This window comes from Sphingorhabdus sp. (assembly GCF_035329025.1).
Taxonomy (GTDB): domain Bacteria; phylum Pseudomonadota; class Alphaproteobacteria; order Sphingomonadales; family Sphingomonadaceae; genus Sphingorhabdus_B.
Genome location: NZ_DAOLHN010000006.1, coordinates 17,289 through 41,381, shown reverse-complemented (window position 1 = coordinate 41,381; position 24,093 = coordinate 17,289). Strand labels below are relative to the sequence as shown.

The following is a 24,093-nucleotide window of genomic DNA, read 5'->3' as shown; positions in this document are numbered from 1 at the left end:
GCATAACAAGCTTCAAGACTTTGCAAATAATGAACCGGTATTATGCTTAAGGCGATGAACATGCCGCCCACGATACGCATCGCAATTTATGACATGGACAAAACGGTCACGCGCCGCGCGACCTATAATGGCTTTTTGATGCACATGGCGTGGCACAAATCACCCTGGCGTTTGGCCCTCGTTCCGCTTCTACCGTTTGGGCTACTTCTCTACGCAGTTAGGCTGTGGGATCGCAGCCAGCTTAAGCAATATGCTCAAACTCTTTTGATTGGAGGCAAAGTCCCGCGGGTGCAGTTTGCACGTCACCTTGAGCGCCACGCTGACCTGGTCCTTGGCCGTAATGTCTATCAGGAAGCCAAATGGCGGATCGATGCCGAAAAGGCCGAAGGCTATCGGCATGTCATCGCCACCGCTTCCTACCGCTTATATGTCGATGCGATTGCTTCACGGCTTGGTTTCGACGACGTTATCGCCACTGAATTGGCAACCAGCGACAGCGGCCATGTGCTCGCGCGGATTGACGGCCATAATTGTTATGACGAGGCCAAGCTCGAAAGGGTCAAGGCGTGGATGGCAGCGGAAGGCCTGAGCCGCGAGCAATGCCATATCCGCGCCTATTCAGACCATGTTTCCGATGCGCCACTTCTATCCTTTGCGGATGAAGCCTTTGCCACCAACCCGCACCCACCGCTTGAGCTATTGGCGCGGGAGAAGGGATGGCAGATACTCGATTGGCGCGACGGTGATCCTCAGACCTGATCGAGTGCCTGTTTGAAATCTGCGATCAGGTCGTCTGGGTCTTCGATGCCAATCGAGATGCGCACCAGATTGTTGGTGATGCCCAGCGCCTTTTTGCGCTCTTCCGGAACCGAAAGATGGGTCATCGCCGCCGGATGACTGGCGAGCGTTTCGGTACCGCCCAGGCTGACGGCCAGCTTGGCGATTTTGAGAGCATCGAGGAAGCGGAAGCTCTCTTTCTCTCCACCCTTGATGAAAACGGAGAAGGTCGAGCCCGCGCCGCTGCAATGACGGTTGTAGATATCCTGCTGCGCCGGATCGTCGATCATACCAAGATAGCCGAGGCCAACGACTTTGGGATGGGTCTTCAGGAAGGCGCAGACCTTGGCGGCATTTTCGCCGGCGCGGGTCATGCGCAGTTCGAGCGTTTCGAGGCTGCGCAGCAACATCCAGGCGGTGTTGGGATCGCAAATTGTGCCGATGGTGTTGCGCATAGGTCGGATCGCATCAATCAACGCTTGCTCGCCGCACACCCCGCCTGCGACGAGATCCGAATGGCCGCCCGCATATTTGGTGAGGCTGTAGACGACGAGTTCAGCGCCCTGCTTGATCGGTTGTTGCCAAAGCGGACCGAGGAAAGTGTTGTCTATTGCGATGGCCGGTTTTTCCTCGCCGGTGAACGCAGCATCGCGTGCCGCGCGGACTGCCTCGACATCGACCAGAGCATTGGTCGGGTTGGCCGGGCTCTCCAGGTAAACCAAAGCAACCTTGCCGCCCTTTTTCTTCGCCATCTTTTGCGCAGAGGCCAGCACCTTGTCGATTGCCTTGCGGCTTGCGCCGGCGGGAAAATCGACAAAGGAAACGCCAAAGCGGGAGAGGATGCGGGCGATCAGCGTTTCGGTCGCGGCATAAAGCGGTCCCGAATGGACGATCACGTCATTTTGACTGACCAGCGCCAGCAGTAAGGTTGCGATTGCCGACATTCCGCTGGAAAAAACCAGCGCATCGTCTGCGCCATCCCAGACCGCCAGACGGTCCTCAAGAATTTCCTGATTGGGCCCATTAAAGCGCGAATAGACCAGACCATCGGCGGGGCCTTTGCGCTTTCCAGTGATATGTTCAAAAAAGCGCTTTCCCGCTGCCGCATTTTCAAACGCAAATGTCGACGTGAGGAAGATTGGCGGCTTCAATGCACCTTCAGAAAGCACCGGATCAAAACCGTGGCCCATCATCAGCGTCGAGGGTTTGAGGGTACGTCCGCCGATTTTCTTGATCGGCGATTTGCCCTTGCGACGGGGCGTGGTGGCATCGGTCATGCGTCAATCTCCTTGACGCGGGTCATAGCAATATTTGTTTCAATTGAAACTAAATTGCGCGCCTTCAGTGAAAGGTTGCGACGAACCAAACGATCCCGACGATTAGCGGAACCCCGAATAGATCGATAAGCACCCCGGCACGCAACATGTGGGGGAGCGCCACATGCCCGGTCGCCCATGCGATGGCGTTAGGTCCGGTTCCGGATGGCATCATGAAGCCCCAACTGGCGGCAATCGAGGCGCACATGGCGAGTAGCCACGGGTCCGAACCCGTCGCCGCGACCAGCCCCGCAATCACCGGCATAACGCCGCTTGCAGTGGCCACATTGCTGGCAAATTCGGTGATGAGGATGACAAGGGCGGTGACGGCGGCTGCGATGATAAGCGGGTGAACACCCGCCAGCGGTTTGAGTGCCTCGCCAAGCCAGTCGGCCAGCCCGGATTCGCTGATGCCCGCTGCCAGCGCAAGGCCGCCGCCAAACATCATGATTACACCCCAAGGTGCACGATCGGCTTCTTTCCAGTTGAGCAGCGGTCGACCGCTGCCATCGGGGACAAGAAACAGCAGAAGCGAGCAGGCAATCGCGATTGTCCCATCGGTGATCGAGCCCTTCGGCAGCGCGGATTCAAGTTGTGGTAGCAACAGCCATAACGAGATTACCAGCAACACTAGCGGCAGAAGCCGCATTTCAGATGTCGTCCAATCGCCTGCCTTGCCAATGGCATTTTTGGCAGCGACGACATCAAAAGGCGTTGCCATGATTTTCTGCACGTGTGCCAGAATGAAAGCGGTCAGCGGTACAGAGATCAACACGATTGGAATGCCGAAACTCATCCAGTCGAGAAAGCTGATTTTCAGCCCCAATTGCGACTCGATCAAACCGGTCGCTATCGGATTGGTTGGTGAACCTACCAAAGTACCGACACCGCCCAGTGAAGCTGCAAAAGCTATACCCAATATGAGGGCTCCGGCCATACCGCCAGTTGCCTCATCCTCTACACCTCCCGCTGCAAGGACGGCCAAGGCGATGGGCATCATGATCAATGACGTTGAGGTGTTCGAAATCCACATCGACAGGAATGCCGTCGACACCATGAATGCCAGTAACAATCCAAAGCTGCTTTTGCCGGAAAAGCGCAATATGCCTAGAGCAACGCGTCGGTGCATCCCCACCCGTTCGATCGCTAATGCGAAAAAAGCGCCGCCCAAAATGAGGAAGAGGATGTCGGAATAATATTCCTTGGCGACGTCCTTGGCAGTCATCACACCCATGAACGGCAGCGCCAAAAAGGGGAGTAAGGCAGTTGCCGTCAATGGCAAGGCTTCGGTCATCCACCATATGGCCATCAACAGGGTTAGGGCTGCCACATGCCACGCAGGTGCGTCCATTGAAGCTGGAGGCCCCAATATTAGCATCAGCGAAAAAACGGCGATGCCGCACCAAAGGCCCCAACTCTTGGTCGTCACATCAGCCCCGCAATCCGATCAGTGAAATTTCGCGGCCATAGCCGGGTTCATTCCGGTGGCAACTGCGGCGATAGCTGAAGAAGCGATCCGGCTGCGAATAGGTGTCTTCACCCAGACATTCGACTTTGGTTACGCCTGTGTTGGCCAGACGCGCTGCGACATAGCCTTCGATGTCGAATTGCCAATGGCCGGGTTTTCCGCTGGCGAAGAAACGCTCATTCTCGTCGGCTTCCTCGACAAATCGACGGTAGAAGCCATCGTCGACCTCATAGCTTTTCTGCGCGATGCATGGGCCAATGGCGCAGGCGATGCGGCTCCTATCAGCACCCAATGCCTCCATCGCAGCCAAAGTGTTGTCAGTGACGCCCGAGATCGCGCCTTTCCAACCGGCATGTGCGGCACCGATGACACCGGCTTCCGGGTCTGCGAACAGCACCGGCACGCAATCCGCGGTCAATATGCCGAGCAATAGCCCCGGTTTGTTGGTGACCATCGCGTCTGCCTGCGGTCGTGCGTCCAAAGCGACGGCTTCCGTCACCGTTTGGACGTCTGGCGAATGAATTTGATGGACTGTAACCAGTTCAGCATTGGGTAAAACGACATTTACCGCCCGGCGCCGGTTTTCGAATATCGCCTCGCGGTCGTCATCCGAACCCAGCCCGACATTCAACCCGGCATGGATGCCTTCCGAAACACCGCCGCGGCGTCCCAAAAAGCCATGCGGAATGTCACCCAGCAGCTTGCTATGCAAAACTTCGACGCTGCCTGTGGGTGCCCTCTCCATTCTGCCCTATTCGCAGCGTCGCCTCGCCTTGGCAACATGCTTGACGATGGATGCACAAGAAGAGACAGACACATTCATGACAGGCAAGATGCTGATTTTCGGGATGGGCTATACGGCCAGCCGCTTGGCTGCGCGGTTGCGTGGCGAAGGCTGGCAGGTGGTTGGCACAAGCCGGACAGCATCGTCCGCCGCGATTGCTTTTGAAGATGACTCGGCGGTTCTGGATGCACTTTCCGAGGCGACCCACATCCTGTCGTCGGTCCCGCCGTTCCGCGAAGGGGGCGATCCGGTGCTCGATCGCTTTGGAGAGGCCATTGCTGCATCGTCGGCAAGGTGGATTGGCTATCTCTCTTCAACCGGCGTCTATGGGGATACCCAGGGCGCCTGGGTCGATGAAAGCGCGTCGGTTGGATCGGGTCGACGCAGCGCGCGGGCAACGGCAGATCTGGAATGGCAGCAGCTGCGGGCGGATGCGTGCGTTTTCCGGCTGCCCGGTATCTACGGCCCGGGCCGATCTGCTTTGGATCGGGTGCGTGAAGGCAAGGCGCACCGCATCGATTTGCCCGATCAGGTTTTCAGCCGCATCCATGTGGATGATATCGTATCAGGCGTTGTTGCTAGCTTTTCAGGCCCGACCGGCATTTACAATCTGGCGGATGACTCTCCTTGCAGCCAGAACGCCGTCATCGAATTTGCCAGTCTGCTTTTGGGTATGGAACCACCGTCGCTGCAATCGTTAGAAGCGGCACAGCTTTCGCCCATGGCCGCAGCCTTTTATGCCGAAAACAGGCGAATTTCGAACCGAAAGGCCAAAAGAGAGCTAGGGTGGAAGCCGCAATATCCAGATTATAAACAAGGCCTTACGGCTCTGTTCCACAGTTTTGGCCAAAAAGTCGATTGACGGCGACTCTTGCTTCCGTCAGCCTCTCCTGAAATCCGGCGCAGAACCGGCAAAATGTTCGCAGGAGAGTGCTATTGGCAACTGCCGCTATTGAAGACGTTTCGCGTCCTTCGCTGTTTCTCGCTTTGACCGAATTGCCTCGCGCAATGGCTGAATTGGGTTCAATGCCCTGGGCCAGCCCGATCCTGATGCAAGCACCCAAAGGTGACGGTCATCCGGTGTTGCTGCTGCCCGGTTTCATGGCCACCGAATTTTCGATGAAGCCGTTGCAAACCTATCTGGACAAGCTGGGCTATAATGCGTTTCATTGGGAACTCGGCCGTAATTTGGGGCCAAAGGCCATTGGACACAATGGCGAGCATCTGATTGCACGGCTCGAGCAGATATATGCGGAAACGGGACGCAAGGTTAGCCTTGTCGGCTGGTCATTGGGCGGAACGCTTTCGCGTCAACTCTCGCGCCGTCGGCCCGACATGGTGCGACAGGTTATATCTCTGGGATCCCCCATTGTTGGCAGCCCCAAATCGACCAATGCGTGGCGGGCCTATCAAATGCTGACCGGGCATAATATCGAAGATCCCGATGTGCAGGCACAATTGGCCGAGAGCCATGAAGTGCCGCCGGTGCCGTCAACAGCGATTTTCTCGCGTCAGGACGGTGTGGTTGCATGGCAAAACAGCCGTGAACCCAAGGCGCGGCAGACCGACAATATCGAAGTCAAAGGCAGTCATTGCGGATTGGGCGTGAACCCGACCGTATTGTGGGCGATTGCCGACCGGTTGGCTCTACCCGAAGGCGAATGGAAGCCGTTCGAGCGTGGTGGGCTCAAAAGCTTGATCTACCCTTCGTCAGGGCACTGATTTTTCCACTATAGGTTGAATGTGGCCCGGGTCGATGCCCGGGCCTTCTCACTTTTTGGCCTTGGGTTTTGCTTTGGCGGCTGGTTTTGCAGCTTGTACTGCGGGCTTTTTCAGCGCTGGCTTCTTTGGTGCAGCCTTGGCTTTTACAGGCTTCGCAGCCGCTTTTTTGGCCGGTGCGGGTTCGGCTTTCACCTCAGGCTTGGCAGAAGCTTCCGCCTTTGGTTTGGCGTGGAGCAATTCCTCATATGCCTCCTTCAAGGCCGCAGCATAGTTGGCCGGATCAGGGATCATATCGCGGTCGCTGGTGAAGGAAATCGCGATATCCGGGCCATAGCTGTAGATCGCGTTGATCATCCCCATGCCGTCGAAAATAGGGCCGGTGCCCATCATTCGCACCATTTTCGCACCCGCAAAATAAAGTGGAACGCGGGGGCCGGGGACGTTGGTCGCGACCACATTGAACACCGGCGAATGCAGGTTCGAAACGCCCAGCCGCGAATATAGCCGAGCGCCCAGCCCAGCGAGGCCTGAAGGGATGAACTGGCTATATTCGGTCAGCGTCCGCGCACCGACCGCATTGGTCATCGCCTTGGAATTCACGGCTTCCTTGCGGACGAAGGCCAGCCTTTCCATCGGGTCTTCGATATGCGTGCCAAGTTGCACGAGCATGGCCGAAACAAGGTTACCCAATGCTTCCTTTTCACCGTCAGCGCGCACCGAAATTGGGGCCATGGCAGTCAGGCTCGCCTTGGGCAGGGCTTTGCGCTGCTGCAGATATTTGCGCAGCCCGCCACCGATGATCGTCAGGATCACGTCGTTGACAGTCGCGCCTTCGATGCGGTCCTTGATTGCCCGGACGCCCGCCAGCGGTAACACGGTGCTGTCCCACACGCGGTGTGGGCTTACCTTCCCGTTGAGGATGGTCTGCGGCGCCATTTTTGCGCCCTTCAGCGAGACATCGCCTCCAGCCACTTCGCGGATCAGCCTTGCCGCGCCTGGCACCGTCTGTGCCAGCGTTTTGGCAAAGCGCACCGGCTGGGTGACCGAATTCATCCATGTGCGCATCAGCATTTCGGTGACCGCAGGCTCGTTTTCGCCTTTCCATTTTGGTTTCGCTGACCGGTCTACTGGAACAGGTTCGATGTCATGCACAGCTGCAGACAGTTCGACCCCGGACATCCCGTCGATTGCGGCATGGTGGACCTTGGCGACCAGTGCAAAACACCCTTTGGGAAGGCCTTCGATATTGTCGAGGCCCTCGACTATGTTGAACTCCCACAGCGGCTTGGAGAGGTCCATGCCGCGCGCATGCAGGCGGGCTACCTGAATACATAATTGTCGCCAGTCGCCGGGTTGGGGCAGGGCGATGTGGCGGACATGATATTCGAGGTCGAAATTCGGATCGTCGATCCAGTAAGGATGGTCGAGATCGAAGGGAACGCGAACCAGTTTCTGGCGGAAACTGCGTGCCTTGTCCAAACGGCTCTCGACATGCGCCAATATGTCCTTGAACCGGACGAAACCTCCCGGCGCTGTCGACGGATCATATATCCCAACCGACCCGATGTGCATCGGCGTGTTGGGGGTATCGAGATAGACGAAACTCGCGTCCTGCCCGCTTAGCTGCTCCATGATGTTCTCCTCTCCGAAGAGGAGACTAACGCCGCTTTTGTTGCTTGGCGAGTCTAACGCGAACGCATGGCAACGACGAGGCCCAGCGTTGCCAAAACCGCGCCTCCAGCCGCCAGCGCCGACCAGCCATAGCCTTCGAACAACGTCGACAACAGCATGGCCACAACGGGAATGAGCACGCTGGTATAGGCCGCCTTGCCGGGTCCGATCTTGCGGATAAGATCGAAATAGAGCGGGAAGGTGACGACCGAACCGATGATCCCCAGATAGAGCACCCCACCCAGATAGCCCCCCCGCATCTCTATAACCGGCGGGCCATGGTTGATGAACGACCATGCGGCATTTGCCAGCGCCCCCCACAACATTGACCAGGCGAGGATCGTCGTAGTGGGATAGCGGCTGATCGAAGGGGCCACCTGCATGACATTGGAAACCGACGCGCATAGCACTGCGATCAACGTTAGTGCCGTTCCCAACAATACCTCATGCCCGCCAACCGGTGCTGCGCGATATTCCTGTGCCATCAGCAGGGCAACACCAGTGGTGGCAATGATGGAGCCGACAACGAAGTTTCGGCTGAATTCGCGGCCAAGCCACCATTTGCCCAGCAAAGCATTGGGGACAATGAGCAGTGCGAAAATGACTGCGACCAACCCTGATGTTATGTGATGCTCGGCTGCATAGACAAAGTTGAAGTTGAGCGCGAACTGCATCAGGCCCAGCAATAGCGTCCATTTCAGACTGGTGCTGTCGAGGCGCAGCGATTGCCGGGTGACGGCAGACAAGAGGAACATCCCGACGGCAGCAACCGCAAAACGGTAACAGACCGACCAACTTGCGGGCACGGTGCCGAGCTGATCGCGGATCACCAGCCATGTTGATCCCCAGATCAATGAGACGATCAGAAAGGGGATCGCTATGCGCGGGTTGAGCAAGCCGGGTTCAGCGGCTGAGGCGGTGGATGGGGCAGTGGTCACAGCGCAGCAATGGCTTTGGCGAGCGGCTGGACATCCTCTTCACGGTGATGCCAACTCGTAACGAGACGCGCGGCACCCTCACCCCAATCGTAGAAATCGAAGCCCCGGGAACGGAGCGTTGCAGCATCCGATGCAGACAGGCGAATGAATATTTCATTGGCCTCAACCGGATGGAGCAGCCTTTCGGGAGCGGCATCGGCGATGATCTGCGCAGCGGCGTTGGCTGCCTCGGCATTGTCGAGCCACAAATCCTTTTCTAGGAATGCCAGAAGCTGCGCAGCCAGGAAACGGCCTTTGGAGAGCAAATGCCCAGCCCGTTTGCGGCGATAACGCGCTATATCGGCATGTGCAGGATCGAAATAGACCAAGGCTTCCGCATTCATCCCGCCATTCTTGGCAAAACCGAAGCTGAGGACTTCGACTCCAGCGCGCCATGTCGCCTCGGCAGGCGAACAGCCGACAGTCGATATGGCATTGGCAAAACGCGCGCCGTCCATGTGCAATCCCAATTGCCTCTCGCGGCATAGTCTGCCGATCGCAGCTGTTTCTTCCTGCCGATAGACAAGCCCATATTCGGTCGCGTTGGTTATTGAGACTGCCGCAGCCTGCACCTGGTGAACATCGGGCCGGATGGTTGCGAGGAGAGCGCCTATTGTGTCGGGCGCGATCTTCGCGCCTTCGCCTTCAACCAGCATCAATTTCGCGCCGCCGGTGTAGAATCCCGGTGCGCCGCATTCATCCACCTCGATATGTGCCTCACGATGGCAGATTATGCCCTGATGCGGTTGGGCAAGCGAGGCTAGGGCCAGGCAATTGGCGGCAGTACCGGTCGACACCCAAAGCACCGCGACATCGCGTTCGAACAATTCCGAAAAGGCCGCGTCGATACGCTGGCTCAATGCATCGCCATCATAAGCCGTGTCGACGACATTGGCGTCGGCAATCGCCTGCATGATTTTCGGATGAACCGGGGCAGCATTGTCGGAGAAGAAGCGCATATGCGATGCCCAACGCGAAAATACTCCGCCCGTCAAGACGGCGATTTAGCCACCTTACCGGATATTGCTACGCAATTGCCTGCAATGTGCCAAAGCTCAATAAGGCAGTTCGGTTGAGCCCATCAGATGAAGGTCGACTGCACGGGCGCATTGGCGGCCTTCACGGATCGCCCAAACGACAAGGCTCTGGCCGCGACGCATATCGCCGCACGCAAACACACCTTCCTGGCTGGTCTTATATTCGATCACATCGGCCTTCACATTGCCACGCTCATCCAGTTCGACTTCGGACTGGTCGAGCATTCCGGCCTTGCGCGGGCCAGTGAAGCCCATGGCGAGGAAGATCAGGTCTGCCTTGATCACAAATTCGCTGCCGGGGACTTCTTCCATGCGACCGTTTGACCAGTCGAGGCGGACGCATTCGAGGCCGGTGACTTGGCCATTTTCGCCAAGCACGCGTTTCGCATTGATCGCCCAGTCGCGCTCGCAGCCTTCTTCATGGCTTGATGAGGTGCGCAGTTTGAGTGGCCAGTCGGGCCAAACCATTGCTTTGTCCTCACGAACAGGAGGCTTGGGCATGATTTCGATCTGGGTGACCGATGCAGCACCCTGGCGGTTGGAGGTGCCGACACAATCCGAACCGGTATCGCCGCCACCGATGACAATCACATGCTTGCCGGTTGCAACAATAGATCCGCGCGGCGCGGCGCGGGTTTCTTCGTCGCCTGCATTGCGCTTGTTCTGCTGGGTCAGGAATTCCATGGCAAGGCGAACGCCCGCCATTTCAGCGCCGGGTATGCTAAGCTGACGCGCCTCTTCGGCACCGCCTGACATTACCACTGCATCGAAATTCTCGCGGAGGCTTTCCATTGAAACATGGACGCCGATTTCGGTCGATTCGCGCAGGACCACACCCTCTGCCTGCATTTGCATCAGGCGGCGGTTGATCAGGTCCTTCTCCATCTTGAAGTCGGGGATGCCATAACGGAGGAGCCCGCCCATGCGGTCATTCTTCTCGAACAGCGTCACGCTATGTCCGGCGCGCGCGAGCTGCTGCGCGCAGGCCATGCCTGCCGGGCCAGAACCGACAACGGCGATGGACTTGCCCGTCTTGCGCGCGGGGACTTGCGGCTGAATCCAGCCTTCTTGCCAGCCGCGATCGACGATGGCACATTCGATCGACTTGATGGTGACCGGCGAATCATCGATATTGAGCGTGCAGCTTGCCTCGCATGGGGCAGGGCAGATACGGCCGGTGAATTCGGGGAAGTTATTGGTCGAATGCAGCACTTCCAGCGCATTCTGCCAATCGCCTTCGTAAACCAGATGGTTCCAGTCGGGGATGATGTTGTTCACCGGGCAGCCATTGTGACAATAGGGAATGCCGCAGTTCATGCAGCGTGATGCCTGCGCCTTCAGCTTTTCCTCGGGCAGCGGCACGACAAATTCCTTGTAGTGCTTCAACCGCTCCTTGGCGTCTGAATAAGTCCGGTCTTGCCGGTCGATTTCGAGAAAGCCTGTTGCCTTACCCACTATATTGCTCCGTAATCTTATTCAGCCGCGACATGGGCAGCGGCAAGGCGTTCAGCCTCCAACTGCTTCAGCGCGCGCTTGTAATCCTTTGGCATCACCTTGACGAACTTGCCCAAGGCATTGGGCCAATCGTCAAGGATCGCGCGGGCGCGCTTGCTGCCGGTGTAGAGATGGTGGCGTTCGAGCAGGATGCGCAGGCGATCCGCCGAATGATAGAGCATGTCGCCCATGCCAAAATCATGCACGTTCGAAGCGCGCTGCGTCGGCGCGCCGGTGCTGTTCTCGGCTTCGGGGCCATCGGCCTCGATCGCTTCGACATCGACCATCGCCATGTTGCAACGCTCGCGGAAGCGGCCATCCTCGTCATAGACATAGGCTACCCCGCCCGACATGCCCGCCGCGAAGTTGCGTCCGGTCTTGCCAAGCACGGCAACCACCCCGCCGGTCATATATTCGCAGCCATGGTCGCCAGTGCCTTCGACCACCGCGAGCGCGCCCGAATTGCGGACGGCAAAGCGTTCGCCAGCTACACCGCTGAAATAGGCTTCACCGGCAATCGCGCCATAAAGAACGGTGTTGCCGACGATGATATTCTCGGTCGGCTCGCGGTTAACATGGCTGGGCTGCTTCACGATCACACGCCCGCCCGACAGGCCTTTGCCGACATAGTCATTGGCGTCGCCGGTCAATTCGAGCGTGATGCCATGCGCAAGGAAGGCGCCAAAGCTCTGCCCTGCAACACCAGTAAAGGCGATCTGGATGGTGTTTTCAGGCAGGCCTGCATGGCCATATTTTTTGGCCACTTCGCCAGAGAGCATCGCGCCGACGGTGCGGTTGAGGCTCTTCACCTCGCGTTCGATGCGAACAGCCTCGCCCTTTTCGATTGCGGGTGCGGCGGCAGCGATCAGATCGCGGTCGAGCGCTTTGTCGAGGCCATGATCCTGCGTTTCGGATTGGTGGAGCGCGGCACCCTTTGTGTCGACGACGTGCAGCAGGCGGGACAGGTCAACGCCCTGAGCCTTCCAGTGATGGATCGCCTTCTTCATGTCGATGCGGTCAACGCGGCCGACCATCTCGTCGATGGTGCGGAAGCCCATTTCGGCCATGATCGCGCGCAGTTCTTCGGCGACGAAGAAGAAATAGTTGATCACATGCTCTGGCTGACCGGTGAAGCGCTTGCGCAGCACAGGGTCTTGCGTGGCAACGCCGACGGGGCAGGTGTTCAGATGGCATTTGCGCATCATGATGCAGCCTGCGGCAATCAGCGGAGCAGTTGCAAAGCCAAACTCGTCCGCGCCAAGCAATGCGCCAATTGCGACGTCGCGACCGGTGCGAAGCCCGCCATCAACCTGCACCGCTATGCGGCTACGCAGATTGTTGAGCAGCAAGGTCTGCTGGGTTTCGGCAAGACCGATTTCCCAAGGTGAACCGGCATGGGTGAGCGAGGTGAGCGGCGACGCGCCTGTGCCGCCTTCATAACCCGAAATCGTCACATGGTCGGCGCGTGCTTTCGATACGCCTGCGGCAACCGTGCCGACGCCGACTTCGGAAACCAGCTTCACCGAAATGCGTGCGCCGGTGTTGACGTTTTTGAGGTCGTGGATCAGCTGCGCCAGATCCTCGATCGAATAAATGTCGTGATGCGGCGGCGGCGAAATCAGGCCGACGCCCGGGGTCGAATGGCGGGTGGCGCCGATGGTCTTGTCGACCTTGTCGCCCGGCAACTGGCCGCCTTCACCAGGTTTTGCACCTTGCGCCATCTTGATCTGGATATCGTCGGCATTGACCAGATATTCGGCGGTCACGCCAAATCGGCCCGAGGCGACCTGCTTGATTGCCGAACGCATCGATGAACCATCGGGCAACGGCTTGAACCGCTTGGGGTCTTCGCCACCTTCGCCGGTGTTCGATTTGCCGCCGATGCGGTTCATCGCCAAAGCCAGCGTGGTGTGCGCTTCCCAAGAGATAGAGCCATAGCTCATCGCGCCGGTGGCGAAGCGTTTGACGATTTCGGACGCGGGTTCGACTTCGCTTATGTCCAGCGGTTTGTCCGCCGGTTTCAGGTCCATCAATCCGCGAATGGTCAGCAGGCGCTCGCTCTGTTCGTTGATCGAACGGGCGAACTCTTCATATTCCTTGGGATTGTTCCCGCGCACGGCATGCTGCAGTTTGGAAACGCTGTTCGGTGTCCAGGCATGGTCTTCGCCGCGGATGCGGTATCCATAAATGCCGCCGACATCGAGCATGTTGCGATAGATCGGGTTGTCGCCATAGGCCGTTGCATGGCGGCGGACGGTTTCCTCCGCGACCTGCGCAAGGCCGACACCTTCGATGGTGGTCGCGGTGCCGGTGAAATATTTGCCGATAAACTCAGATGACAGGCCGACCGCGTCGAAAATCTGCGCACCGCAATAGGACTGGTAAGTCGAAATGCCCATCTTGGACATGACCTTGAGGACGCCCTTGCCGACCGCCTTGATGTAGTTTTTCTGCACATCATAAGTCGACAGCGACAGCCCCTGGCGCACGCGGATTTCCTCCAGCGTTTCAAAGGCAACATAGGGGTTGATCGCTTCGGCGCCATAGCCTGCTAGCACGCAGAAATGGTGCACTTCGCGCGCTTCGCCGGTCTCGACGACAAGCCCGGTCTGCATGCGCAGGCCCTGCCGGACAAGATGATGGTGCACGGCTGCGGTCGCCAGCAAGGCGGGCATGGCAATCCGGTCCGGGCCTTGGGCGCGGTCCGAAAGGATCAGGATGTTCTTGTCCTGCAGCACTGCCTCGGTCGCCGCCCAGCACATTTCCTTGATCGCCATCTCAAGACCAGCAGCGCCGCTCGCGGCATCCCAGGTGATGTCGATGGTTTCGGCGCGGAACGCGGCGTCGAGTGCCTGTTCGACCGAACGGATCTTGGCGAGATCGGCGTTGGTGAGGATCGGTTGGTCAACCTCAAGCCGCTTGTGCGTACCTGCATCATGGCCAAGCAGGTTGGGGCGCGGACCGATCATTGACACCAGCGACATCACCAATTCCTCGCGGATCGGATCGATCGGCGGGTTGGTGACCTGCGCGAAATTCTGCTTGAAATAATCGTAGAGCAGGCGCGGCTTGTTCGACAGAACGGCAATCGGCGTGTCGGTGCCCATAGACCCCAGAGGGTCTTCGCCATTGGCGGCCATCGGCTCCAGGAATTTGCTGATATCCTCTTGCGTATAGCCAAAGGCCTGCTGGCGATCGAGAAGTGCGCTGTGATCGTTGGCGAGTGCACCATCGGCCACTTCGACCTCGTCGAGATCTTTCAGCTTATACTGCGCGGATTCAAGCCACTTGGCATAGGGTTCCTTGGTCGCAAGCTGCGCCTTGATTTCCTCATCCTCGATGATGCGGCCCTGCTCCATATCGATGAGCAGCATTTTGCCCGGTTGGAGCCGCCATTTGCGGATGATATTGTCTTCCTTGATCGGTAAAACGCCGCTTTCCGAAGCCATGATGACATGATCGTCATCGGTGACGCAGAATCGGGCTGGGCGCAGGCCGTTGCGGTCCAGCGTCGCGCCGATCTGGCGACCATCGGTGAAGGCCACGGCAGCGGGGCCATCCCAAGGTTCCATTAGTGCGGCATGATATTCGTAAAAGGCGCGGCGATCGGCATCCATCATCGGATTGCCTGCCCATGCCTCAGGGATCAGCATCATCACCGCATGGGCAAGGCTGTATCCGCCTGCGAGAAGCAGTTCGAGTGCATTGTCGAGGCACGCTGTGTCTGACTGGCCATGCGGAATGATCGGCCACATCTTGTCGAGATCGGGGCCCATCAGGTCCGATTCCATCGTGCGACGGCGCGCATTCATCCAGTTCACATTGCCGCGAACCGTGTTGATTTCGCCATTATGCGCGACAAAGCGATAGGGGTGCGCCAGCTTCCAGCTCGGGAAGGTGTTGGTCGAAAAGCGCTGGTGGACGAGTGCGAGGGCCGACTGGCAGAGCGGATTGCGCAGATCGTCATAGAAACTGCCAACCTGTCCGGCGAGGAGCAGTCCCTTATAGACCACCGTACGCGTCGACATTGAGGGGATGTAGAAGCTGCCGAGACCCGGCAGCCCGTGCTTTTCCTCCAGTGCGAAGAGCGGGTTTTGCGCCTGTTTGCGGATAGCGAGCAGCTTGCGCTCGAACGCATCCTGATCGGCACAATTCTCGCCACGCCCGATGAAGAGTTGGCGGATCACCGGCATCTGTTCGATCACTGCCTTACCGAGGCCATCGAGCGTGGTCGGCACGTCGCGCCAGCCGAGGATCGTCTGGCCTTCCTTGACGATGAAGCTCTCGAAATTCTTGATGCCAAATTCGCGTGCCGCTTCGTTCTGCGGCAGGAAGCACATGACGACGGCATAATCGCCCGGCTGCGGCAGGTTCACGCCCGCACCCTTCGCCCAGTCACGATAGAGCGCATCGGGGATCTGGATCAATATGCCCGCGCCATCGCCCAGCAGCGGATCAGCGCCCACGGCACCACGATGATCGAGGTTGACGAGGATCTGTAAGCCGCGCTCGATGGTTGCGTGGGTCTTGACGCCTTTTATGTTCGCGATGAAGCCGACGCCGCACGCATCATGCTCGTTGCGTGGGTCATAAAGTCCCTGTGCCGGAGGAAATCCCATGGCGTACCCTTGTTATCCGAATCTGGTGAAATTTGATTCGCGGTAGCGGGATGTTTGCGTAATTAAAAGTCCTCTTGCGACGGTTGCGACAAGGAAACTTGCGGGGGTGTCAAGATTGCGTTTCCGTCGAACTCTCTTTCAACCACGTAAAGCGCCAAGGACCGCCAGCGTTGATTCTGAGAGCTTGAACTACTGTATGTCCCGCTTTAGTCTTTCGCAGGAATTGCCAGAGGGGCGGGACAGCGAATGCAAACGGACGATGTCGGCAACTCGGGATTGATGGCGCCCAAAGTTTCGCTCGACATCGGCATTACCGGCCATCGCAGCCATCATCCTGTTTTTTCAGCGAATAGCTCGGCGATAGGGCAAAGTCTGGTTGAGTTGGTTGCGTTTCTCGATGTAACAGCTCGCCAAGCAACAGGGGCATCTGACAGTCCAGTTCCTCTGGTAAGGCTGCATTCGTTACTTGCTTATGGTGCCGACCTGATGGCGGTAAAGACCGCGACTGCGATCGGCTGGCCAGTGATCGCCCCGCTGCCTTTCGGGAGGGTACTCAATCTGGCCGTCAACGCGCAGCCGACTCGCCTGAATGATATGCGAGCCTTGCTGAATGGGCAGGATCCCGCTGATCAGCTAACGTCCCAGCGCGCTGCGGAAATCCGTTCGACTGAATATGAGGTCAGCCTGTTCGAGCTGGCTGAACAGGATGACGTGGTCGAGGCGCTATTCTCGGCCCATCTCGCCAATCCGGATGACAGCGCGGCCCAACAGGCGTTTTTTGCGCTCTGCTCAGATCGCGCAGCGATGGCCGCGAGAGTGATGATCGAGCAGTCCGACATCGTCATAGGGATATGGGACGGCACAACGCACGGATCGATTGGCGGGACCCGACACACCATCGAAGCCGCACTCGATCAGGGCGTGCCGGTGATCTGGATCGATGCGCGCGATTCGCATGGCTGGCATTTGCTGCAAGCCAAGGAGGAACTTGCCGCACTCATCGGCCAAGTAGCCGGTGTGCGGGATGAAGCGGGTATAGACGCTTTGATACGCGTTGCGCTTTGCCCGTCGGGTGATGACTGGAAAAGTATCCGCCGCCATGAGAAATGGCGCGACAAGAGCAATCCGCTTTTGCATGCCTATCGCAGGATTGAGGCTGTGTTCGGCGATCCCGGCAACCGTCCGCTTCGCAACCTAACCCAGCGATATGAGGAGCCAGACGCCATAGCAGACGGAAGTGGAGCGCCAATTCTGGCTGCGGCGGGCAAACTTGATGGTATCGATCCTGCTATGCCTGTACGTATTGCAGACGAAGTGATGCGTCCCTTTGCCTGGGCTGATGGCGTCTCAACCTGGCTATCCGACGCCTATCGCGGCAGCATGGTCGCCAGTTTCTTTTTATCCGCCTTCGCAATTGTCGGAGGGATTGCCTATCTTCCCTTTGCCAGCATCGAACAGAAATGGTGGTTCGCGGCTTTCGAATTTGTACTGCTGTTCGCCATCATTGGCATCTTCTTCACCGGCAAACGCAAGCGCTGGCATGAACGCTGGTTTGAAATTCGGCGGGTTGCCGAATATTTCCGCCATGCACCAATCCTTTTGCTGGTCGGTGCGGCCCGGCCTATCGGTCGATGGCCGCGCGGGTCCGGGGGAAACTGGCCAGAATGGTATGCGCGTCACGCGCTGCGCAATATCGGCCTGCCGCAGATCAAAGTAACGTCCGCTTTCCTGAAAGGTGCGCTGGCACTGATGCGCGATCATCATGTGGGCCCGCAAAGCGACTATCATCGGGCCAAGGCTGCACGGCTAAAGCGCGCGCAGCACAATCTGGATCGTTTGTCGGAAATATTGTTCCTGTTTGCTGTCGTTTCGGTGGCAATGTATCTGTTGATTGAACTTGGCGCTGCCATTGGATGGCTTCCCCCGGGCTTGCCGCATGATGTTGCCAAGCTATTCACTTTCCTTGGAGTTTTATTCCCGACCATGGGTGGCGCCTTTGCGGGCGTCCATTATTTTGGTGACTTTGAACGCTTCGCTGCCATATCTGAAATCACAGCCGAAAAGCTGGATGACATTGCGAGCCGCATCGCGATTTTGGAGTCGGCACCCGACGGTGAAATCACCTATGCCCGGGTTTCGGGACTTGCCCATGCGATAGACGATATCGTTGTCGACGAAATCGAGAACTGGCAGTCGGTCTTTGCAGGCAAGCGCATTACCGTTCCCGTGTAATATTGATGGATTCTGGCAGGTTCAGGTGACATTGACTCATCGTCCATTTGGGTGCCTAATCGGCGACGCTCGGCAAAGATATGTGGGGAGAGCCTATGTCGTGGCGGTCCGGTTTTTTAATGCTTGTCGCACTTGCAACCGGCGGTATTGCATCAGCCCAAGACAGCGATGCATTTCCGGCCGACGAGCAGGATATCGAGCAACCGCTACCGGACAATGTCGGCGTGGAATATCTCTCGTCGGAGACGCCTGAAACGCCCTGGCTTGAGGAAGATGCGCCAGAGGCCAGCGAACAGGTAGAGGATTGGGAAAGCAGCGAAAGCGGGGAGGAAGTCTTCCGCGAACCCGCGGGCATTCCAGACGTTGAAGCGGTATATTTCGATGCGTCGGAGGGTGATCAACCGGCCGGACCGAGGCGTGGTTCCTTTGGTGGTCATACGGTCAACGACGCGGAAGCACCATGGCAGGCCCAGATATTCTATCCGAAGAACGCACCCGTATATGCCAAGTACCTAGCTAGGGGTGAACAGCTGTGGGCGCTGCAGCATATCTGCGGAGGTGCGCTGATCCATCGCCAGTGGGTATTAACTGCTGCGCATTGTGTCGACCAATCGATGGTGGCCTCAGGACACAGGATCAGGCTGGGTCAGGAAGATATTTCCAAACCCGGGGGATGGACCTACGACATAATCGATATCCGGATCCACAGTCGACCGTCGATCGGAAATGGTCTCAAACCGAATGACATCGCGCTGATCAAAATCGCGCTGGATCCCAGGAATGTTCCGCCACCGTCACAGGTTCGGCCCATCGGCATTTATCGCCGACCAGATGTTGCATTTGGGAATGGGGTATCCGCCTTTGGCTGGGGCAAAACCAGCAATGCCGGCCGAACGAATGCTTTGTTGTTGCGGGTTCCGCTGACAATTCAAAAGCGGCCCGATTGCATGAAGCGGATCGTTGCAACCATTGATCAACGCGTGGTGTGCGCCTCGTCTCCAGCGCGGAAAACCTGCACCAATGATAGCGGCGGGCCGTTGATCAACAAGGCCGGAGAATTGGTCGGAATTGTAAGCGGCGGCGGCACATCCTGCTCTCCAGATGGCGTACCAACCGTTTTCACCTTCGTTTCCAGCTTCATGCAATGGATAAGACAGGAAACAGGCGGGGCGGTGCGTTAACACCGCCCCGAACGCTATTAGTTGCCCGGACCAACCTTTACGGCACCGGTTTGCTCGCCCGCCGCGGCAGGCGCGGCTGCAGCAGCATCACCAGCAGCCGCTTCACCTTCTTTCGCAGCGTCTGCGGGTGCAGCAGCAGCGTCGGCAGCGGGTGCAGCGGCAGCATCGGCAGGTGCCGCTGCTTCTTCGGTTGCTTCGGGTGCAGCCGCTTCTTCTTCCGCTGCAGGCTGGCAAGCAGCCAAAATCATGCTCGACGCAATCATCGTCGAGGCAATTATCAATTTACGCATGGTTTCTCTCCCCTGTTGAATGGGGTTACAATTTACCCGAACCCCATTGCCCTAAGCAACCGAATAAAATCTGGCAGTTGGCGCAATGGGTTGAGCATCGGGTCATAGCGTAGCGCAGTCATTCCGCCATCGCGCAAATCGCGGGCTTTTATAAGTGCTTGCACCGCTTCTGCCGATTTGCCCCATTGTGCCAGAACTTGGGCTTGCTGGTAGAGTGAGACCGTCTCTGTGTCGCTTACGAGCTCTTCCATCGCAGCCGCCGACGCAGCCATATTGCCCAAACGGTGCTGCGCGATAGCGACACCTGCGAGTCTCGACCATTTGTGTGTGTCTGCCTCGAACTCGGTCAGTGCCTCACGGTTCTTACCTTGTGCAAGCAGCGACATACCTATCCGTGAGCGCGTGTCTGCGAGTTCCGGATTGATACGGATTGTTTCCCTGACGGCGGCTATCGCTTCAGGATATCGCTGCGCCGCGAAGTGCACGGTTCCCAATATTCGATGGATGAGCGCGTTCAACGGATCGAGCAGGACCGAGCGGCTGATCGCCGTCATGGCATCGCCGTCACGACCCGTTGCGGCACAATAAACGGCAAAGCGGGCAAGAACCGGGGCATCGCCTTCGCCAAGCTTGTAGGAACGATCGAATGGGGCGCGCGCTGCCTTGATGTCGAAGGTGCCCTGAAACAGGATTAAAGCCAGAGCAGAATGTGCATCGGCGAGGCGAGGTTCGAGTTCGACTGCACGTCTGGCAGAAGCGATCGCGGTATCATAATACAGCTTTATCTCGGTCGCGCTGCCATATTGCCCAGCCACGGCGGCCAGCGAACGTGCCCGTCCGGCATAAGCCGCCGCGAAGCGCGGATCAGCCGCGATGGCCGCCTCAAATTGCGTTACCGCCTCACGTTCCTCCGCTTCGTTGCGGGCGTGCGAATAAAGGTCCTTGCCCCGCAGATAGTGGTCGAAGGCCACGACGTTTGATGTGCCCCCGACCGTCGCTCCACGCCCGCGCAACTCGGTCGCAAGTTCGGCCGCGATTGCCCCAGCAATTTCACGCTGAACAGCCAGGACATCGTCTAGCGGCCGTTCGAATGTGCGCGAAGGCCTGTTTACACCGGTCTTGCCGTCGATGAGATCGATTGTCACGCGAATGACCCCTTTCGTCACCCGCACTGCGCCATCGATCAATAAAGCAGCCCGCAACTTCCTTGCGAATGCGACAATGTCTTCCTTGCCGCGTTCAAAGGCTTCCGATGATGCCTGGCCAACCACCTGCAATGCGCCATTTTGCGAGAGGGTCGAACGGATCTCTGTTGATAACCCATCGGCCAGATAACCGAATGCCGGATCGCCGCTGATATTGTCGAACTGCAGGATGGCCACACGGTTTGCGTTGGCGGAATCCCCCCCCAGCATACCTGATCGATAGGCAGCAAATCCTGCCGCCAATGCTGCGGTGACTCCAGCTCCGACCATCACATTTCGACGATTGAGCATTTTTTGCCGAGGCATCGAACGGGGCATGGCCGCCTTTGGCCGTTCGCCATGCATTGCGCTGATCGCCTGCAGCATGCGCTGCACCTCGGTGTCCTTTGCCGTCAGTTTGGAGTGTGAAAGATCAATCGCCTGAAATTGTCCAAAACCCAATGGAGGAAGCGATCCGTCGAGCGATAGCGGTATCAAAACCCTCCGGTCCCGTCCTCGCGCGGCTTCATCATGGACCCAATGCGATTCGACCGAATTTTGTGACCATAAAACGACAACCGCCCGAGCCCGTTCAAGCGCTTCGGTAGTGGTACGCGTAAAGCGGTCTCCGCCTTCGATCAGGCCATCCCACCAGACCGAAAAGCCCGCCGATTCGATCAGCTTGATGATCTGTCGGGCTTTGGCCTGATCCGTCCGGGCGTAACTGAAAAAAACGGACCCAGGGCTTGCACCGGGATCGGCATTTTCCGGGTCGTTAGCGGTCAATTTTCAGCGCCCCTTCCCGTCCGAAAGGGCTGGCCACCAATGCAGCCCTGTCAGCCGATATTTGTCCCATTGTTTACCAATGGTTGCAACCGGTTTCTGCGCTGCTAGCAGCCAACAATTGGTCGGCTGACAAGGTATCGGCAGGACCTGCAGTTCAGCTCTGCGCGGCCTTCCAGTCGCGCCTGATCTTTTTGGCGAGGCTCCATTTGTGCACCTCGGTGGGGCCGTCATAGATGCGGAACGCGCGGACTTCGCGGAAGATCTGTTCGACGATCGTTGCGTCGGTAACGCCCGTCCCGCCCATAACTTGCACGCAGCGATCGGCGATACGCATGAGTGCCTCAGAAACAGCAACCTTGGTCATCGAACTTTCGACCGTGCCGAGCGATCCTGTGTCGAGCACCGATGCACACCAATCAATCATCAACTGCGCCTGCTTCAGGTCGATCAGGTTTTCGGCCAACATGAAGCCGACGCCTTCATGGTCGATCAGCGGTTTGCCGAACGCTTCACGTCGGTTGGCATAGTCGCTGGCGATCTCATGCGCGCGTTCACAGCAGCCATGCCAGCGCATGCAGTGCGACAGGCGGGCAGGCGAAAGCCGGATCTGCGCATATTTGAAGCCTTCACCGGCAACGCCGAGCATCTGGTCTGCGGGCACGCGCAGATTGTCGATGGTGACGGTGGCATGTCCGCCGGGCATCGAGCTGTCGATAGTGTTCGGGACATGTTCGATGCGGATGGCGGGGTCGGGAAGGTCAACGAGGAACATGCACGCGCCCTCATCGGCCTTCGCCATGACGATACCGACACTTGCCCCTTCCGCCCCCGTGATAAATGCCTTGCGCCCGTTGATCACCCAATGATTGCCATCGAGCTTGCAGGTCGTTTTCATCATCGACGGGTCTGAGCCAGCGCCATTTTCTCCCGCAGGCTCGGTCATGAAAAAGGCCGATCGTGCACGCCCTTCGACCAGCGGCTTGAGGAAGCGTTGCTTCATCTCTGGGCTGCCGACATGGCCGATCAGGTACATATTGCCCTCGTCGGGTGCCATCGTGTTTACCGCGAGTGGCCCGAGTGGCGATAGCCCGGACTTCTGCAGCACATAGGCTGTTTCAAGCTGCGTTAGATGCGAACCGTCGGCAAGGATGTGCGGCGTCAGGACGCCAGCTGCGCGTGCTTTGTCGCGCATCTCATACACCAGCTCGTCCAGCGGTGCGCCATGATGGTCGCGGCGGGGATCCTTCTCATAAGGGATGACGACATCGCGCACGAAGCGTTCAACATTTGCGCCGATTTCCAATGCGCGGTCAGATAATTTTTCAGCCACTTATGGCCCTCCATAGGATGTTTTTCTGGATTTCGGTTGAGCCGCCATAGATGGTCTGGGCCCGTTCGAAAAAGTAGGATTGTGGCGCGATTGCGCAGGCCGGCGGCACGAGGGGGGCAATCTTGTCCCAATCCGCCAGCGAACGGTCGGGCATTGCGGCCCGGGCGGGTCCCGCAATATCGACTGCAAGTGCTGTGATCGCCTGTGCGCATTCGGTGCAGGCGATTTTCAGGAAGGCCGCCGTCGACATCTCCATATCGGTGTCGAGGACGCGCAATATTGCGGTTTCGATGACGTCGAGCTTGGCCTCGATGCTCGCCAGCTTGTGGACAAGCGCTGCCTTTTCGCCGCACTCATTCCATTGCGCCAGACGCGCGCGCAGCCGTTCGATATCGCGCCGTTTGGCACCGATATGGGCATAGGAAAGCCGCTCATTCTTCAGCAGGACATTGGCATAATACCAACCTTTGCCTTCATCGCCGATGCGAAATTCGGCAGGCACGCGGACATTATCGAACTCGACGCGGTTGAGTTCGGCCGATCCATCAATCAGCGGGATGGGATGCACCGTAACTCCAGGCTGGTCCATCGGTACGCAGATCATCGAAATGCCATCCTGCTTGCGCGCTTCTTTGGATGTACGCGCGAGGCAGAAAATCCAGTTTGCCCAATGCGCGCCGGAGGTCCAGATTTTGGCGCCGTTGATGATATAGTCATCGCCGTCGCGCACCGCAGACAGCCGCAGACTGGCAAGGTCAGACCCCGATTCCGGTTCCGAATAACCCTGCGCCCAGAAGTCCCGCGATTCGAGAATGCCAGATAGCCAGCGCGCCTTTTGCTCAGGTGTTCCGAAGGCGCACACTATGGGCCCGATATAGATTACCGACATCGGGATGATCGGCGCCGCACCCGCAAGGTCGAGTTCCTGATCGAAGATATAGCGCTCGACTGCGGACCACCCGGTGCCGCCATCCTCTTTCGGCCAGCCCACGCCAAACCAGCCCTTTGCGTTCAGTGCCTGCTGCGAGAGGATCTGGTCTGCCTTCTCCAGCCGTTGCCCACGCGCTATTTTTTCACGGACCGATTGAGGATAGTCCGTCGCAAAAAAATTGCGTACCTCGTCACGAAATTCGGCCAATTGGTCTGGACTGTCGGACAATGCACCTCTCCCATAGGGGCTTGAACTTTATCTAATGCTATTCGATAACTACTTTGAACCACATAT

The 24,093-nt window shown here is 58.1% G+C and carries 17 protein-coding genes; 5 read left to right on the top strand and 12 right to left on the bottom strand.

Annotation, left to right across the window (positions count from 1 at the left end; all coding sequences use genetic code 11):
- Positions 1-54 precede the first annotated feature (54 nt).
- A complete protein-coding gene (locus tag PKC81_RS02625) occupies positions 55-759 on the top strand; it encodes an HAD-IB family hydrolase (protein ID WP_324333085.1) in 705 nt (234 codons plus the stop codon).
- On the opposite strand, the gene PKC81_RS02620 is transcribed toward PKC81_RS02625, so the two are convergent.
- The 3 genes from PKC81_RS02620 to pgeF all read right to left on the bottom strand — a co-directional run bounded on the left by PKC81_RS02620 (position 750) and on the right by pgeF (position 4,306).
- Positions 750-2,054, bottom strand: a complete 1,305-nt coding sequence (locus tag PKC81_RS02620) for a cystathionine gamma-synthase family protein (protein ID WP_324333084.1) — start codon at positions 2,052-2,054, stop codon at positions 750-752. The two genes, PKC81_RS02625 and PKC81_RS02620, sit on opposite strands and share 10 nt — an antisense overlap.
- A 64-nt stretch (positions 2,055-2,118) precedes the next feature.
- Positions 2,119-3,522, bottom strand: a complete 1,404-nt coding sequence (locus tag PKC81_RS02615; RefSeq protein WP_324333083.1) for a DASS family sodium-coupled anion symporter — start codon at positions 3,520-3,522, stop codon at positions 2,119-2,121.
- A gap of 1 nt (position 3,523) precedes the next feature.
- The gene (gene pgeF / locus PKC81_RS02610; protein WP_324333082.1) at positions 3,524-4,306 is read right to left on the bottom strand and encodes a peptidoglycan editing factor PgeF; all 783 of its coding nucleotides are present in this window, start codon (positions 4,304-4,306) and stop codon (positions 3,524-3,526) included.
- 76 nt (positions 4,307-4,382) lie between these two features.
- On the opposite strand from pgeF, the gene PKC81_RS02605 reads away from it, so the two are divergent.
- Both PKC81_RS02605 and PKC81_RS02600 read left to right on the top strand, forming a co-directional pair.
- Complete coding sequence (locus PKC81_RS02605; RefSeq protein ID WP_324333081.1) at positions 4,383-5,207, top strand: SDR family oxidoreductase; 825 nt, start codon at positions 4,383-4,385, stop codon at positions 5,205-5,207.
- 74 nt (positions 5,208-5,281) lie between these two features.
- Entirely contained in the window at positions 5,282-6,067 is a 786-nt protein-coding gene (locus PKC81_RS02600) for an alpha/beta hydrolase (protein WP_324333080.1), read from the top strand.
- 48 nt (positions 6,068-6,115) lie between these two features.
- On the opposite strand, the gene PKC81_RS02595 is transcribed toward PKC81_RS02600, so the two are convergent.
- From PKC81_RS02595 to gltB, 5 genes are all read right to left on the bottom strand, one after another.
- Positions 6,116-7,699 carry a wax ester/triacylglycerol synthase family O-acyltransferase gene (locus tag PKC81_RS02595; RefSeq protein WP_324333079.1) on the bottom strand — a complete coding sequence of 528 codons (1,584 nt, stop codon included), beginning with the start codon at positions 7,697-7,699 and terminating at the stop codon, positions 6,116-6,118.
- A 53-nt stretch (positions 7,700-7,752) separates the two neighbouring features.
- Positions 7,753-8,676 (bottom strand): DMT family transporter, encoded by a 924-nt coding sequence (locus PKC81_RS02590; RefSeq protein ID WP_324333078.1) that lies wholly within the window; start codon positions 8,674-8,676, stop codon positions 7,753-7,755.
- Positions 8,673-9,674: a beta-eliminating lyase-related protein gene (locus PKC81_RS02585; protein ID WP_324333077.1), complete on the bottom strand. Its 1,002-nt coding sequence runs from the start codon at positions 9,672-9,674 to the stop codon at positions 8,673-8,675. Before PKC81_RS02585 ends, PKC81_RS02590 begins: the two co-directional genes overlap by 4 nt.
- Before the next feature lie 96 nt (positions 9,675-9,770).
- Positions 9,771-11,207 carry a glutamate synthase subunit beta gene (locus PKC81_RS02580; protein WP_324333076.1) on the bottom strand — a complete coding sequence of 479 codons (1,437 nt, stop codon included), beginning with the start codon at positions 11,205-11,207 and terminating at the stop codon, positions 9,771-9,773.
- A gap of 17 nt (positions 11,208-11,224) precedes the next feature.
- Positions 11,225-15,865, bottom strand: a complete 4,641-nt coding sequence (gene gltB, locus PKC81_RS02575; RefSeq protein ID WP_324333075.1) for a glutamate synthase large subunit — start codon at positions 15,863-15,865, stop codon at positions 11,225-11,227.
- Positions 15,866-16,111: 246 nt separating this feature from the next.
- Between gltB and PKC81_RS02570 the strand changes: the two genes are divergently transcribed.
- Complete coding sequence (locus PKC81_RS02570; RefSeq protein ID WP_324333074.1) at positions 16,112-18,097, top strand: hypothetical protein; 1,986 nt, start codon at positions 16,112-16,114, stop codon at positions 18,095-18,097.
- Positions 18,098-18,192: 95 nt separating this feature from the next.
- A complete protein-coding gene (locus PKC81_RS02565; RefSeq protein WP_324333073.1) occupies positions 18,193-19,278 on the top strand; it encodes a serine protease in 1,086 nt (361 codons plus the stop codon).
- 17 nt (positions 19,279-19,295) lie between these two features.
- On the opposite strand, the gene PKC81_RS02560 is transcribed toward PKC81_RS02565, so the two are convergent.
- The 4 genes from PKC81_RS02560 to PKC81_RS02545 form a co-directional block, all read right to left on the bottom strand.
- Positions 19,296-19,568 (bottom strand): hypothetical protein, encoded by a 273-nt coding sequence (locus PKC81_RS02560; protein WP_324333072.1) that lies wholly within the window; start codon positions 19,566-19,568, stop codon positions 19,296-19,298.
- Between the two features lie 32 nt (positions 19,569-19,600).
- Complete coding sequence (locus tag PKC81_RS02555; RefSeq protein WP_324333071.1) at positions 19,601-21,538, bottom strand: TIR domain-containing protein; 1,938 nt, start codon at positions 21,536-21,538, stop codon at positions 19,601-19,603.
- Between the two features lie 154 nt (positions 21,539-21,692).
- A complete protein-coding gene (locus PKC81_RS02550; RefSeq protein WP_324333070.1) occupies positions 21,693-22,868 on the bottom strand; it encodes an acyl-CoA dehydrogenase family protein in 1,176 nt (391 codons plus the stop codon).
- A complete protein-coding gene (locus PKC81_RS02545; RefSeq protein WP_324333069.1) occupies positions 22,861-24,027 on the bottom strand; it encodes an acyl-CoA dehydrogenase family protein in 1,167 nt (388 codons plus the stop codon). Before PKC81_RS02545 ends, PKC81_RS02550 begins: the two co-directional genes overlap by 8 nt.
- Positions 24,028-24,093 lie beyond the last annotated feature (66 nt).

Excerpts from the sequence above, each read along its gene's own strand:
- PKC81_RS02595 (WP_324333079.1), bottom strand. The coding sequence starts at position 7,699 with ATGGAGCAGCTAAGCGGGCAGGACGCGAGTTTCGTCTATCTCGATACC.
- PKC81_RS02605 (WP_324333081.1), top strand. The coding sequence starts at position 4,383 with ATGACAGGCAAGATGCTGATTTTCGGGATGGGCTATACGGCCAGCCGC.
- PKC81_RS02585 (WP_324333077.1), bottom strand. The coding sequence starts at position 9,674 with ATGCGCTTCTTCTCCGACAATGCTGCCCCGGTTCATCCGAAAATCATG.
- pgeF (WP_324333082.1), bottom strand. The coding sequence starts at position 4,306 with ATGGAGAGGGCACCCACAGGCAGCGTCGAAGTTTTGCATAGCAAGCTG.
- gltB (WP_324333075.1), bottom strand. The coding sequence starts at position 15,865 with ATGGGATTTCCTCCGGCACAGGGACTTTATGACCCACGCAACGAGCAT.
- PKC81_RS02565 (WP_324333073.1), top strand. The coding sequence starts at position 18,193 with ATGTCGTGGCGGTCCGGTTTTTTAATGCTTGTCGCACTTGCAACCGGC.
- PKC81_RS02560 (WP_324333072.1), bottom strand. The coding sequence starts at position 19,568 with ATGCGTAAATTGATAATTGCCTCGACGATGATTGCGTCGAGCATGATT.
- PKC81_RS02620 (WP_324333084.1), bottom strand. The coding sequence starts at position 2,054 with ATGACCGATGCCACCACGCCCCGTCGCAAGGGCAAATCGCCGATCAAG.
- PKC81_RS02625 (WP_324333085.1), top strand. The coding sequence starts at position 55 with ATGAACATGCCGCCCACGATACGCATCGCAATTTATGACATGGACAAA.
- PKC81_RS02570 (WP_324333074.1), top strand. The coding sequence starts at position 16,112 with ATGCAAACGGACGATGTCGGCAACTCGGGATTGATGGCGCCCAAAGTT.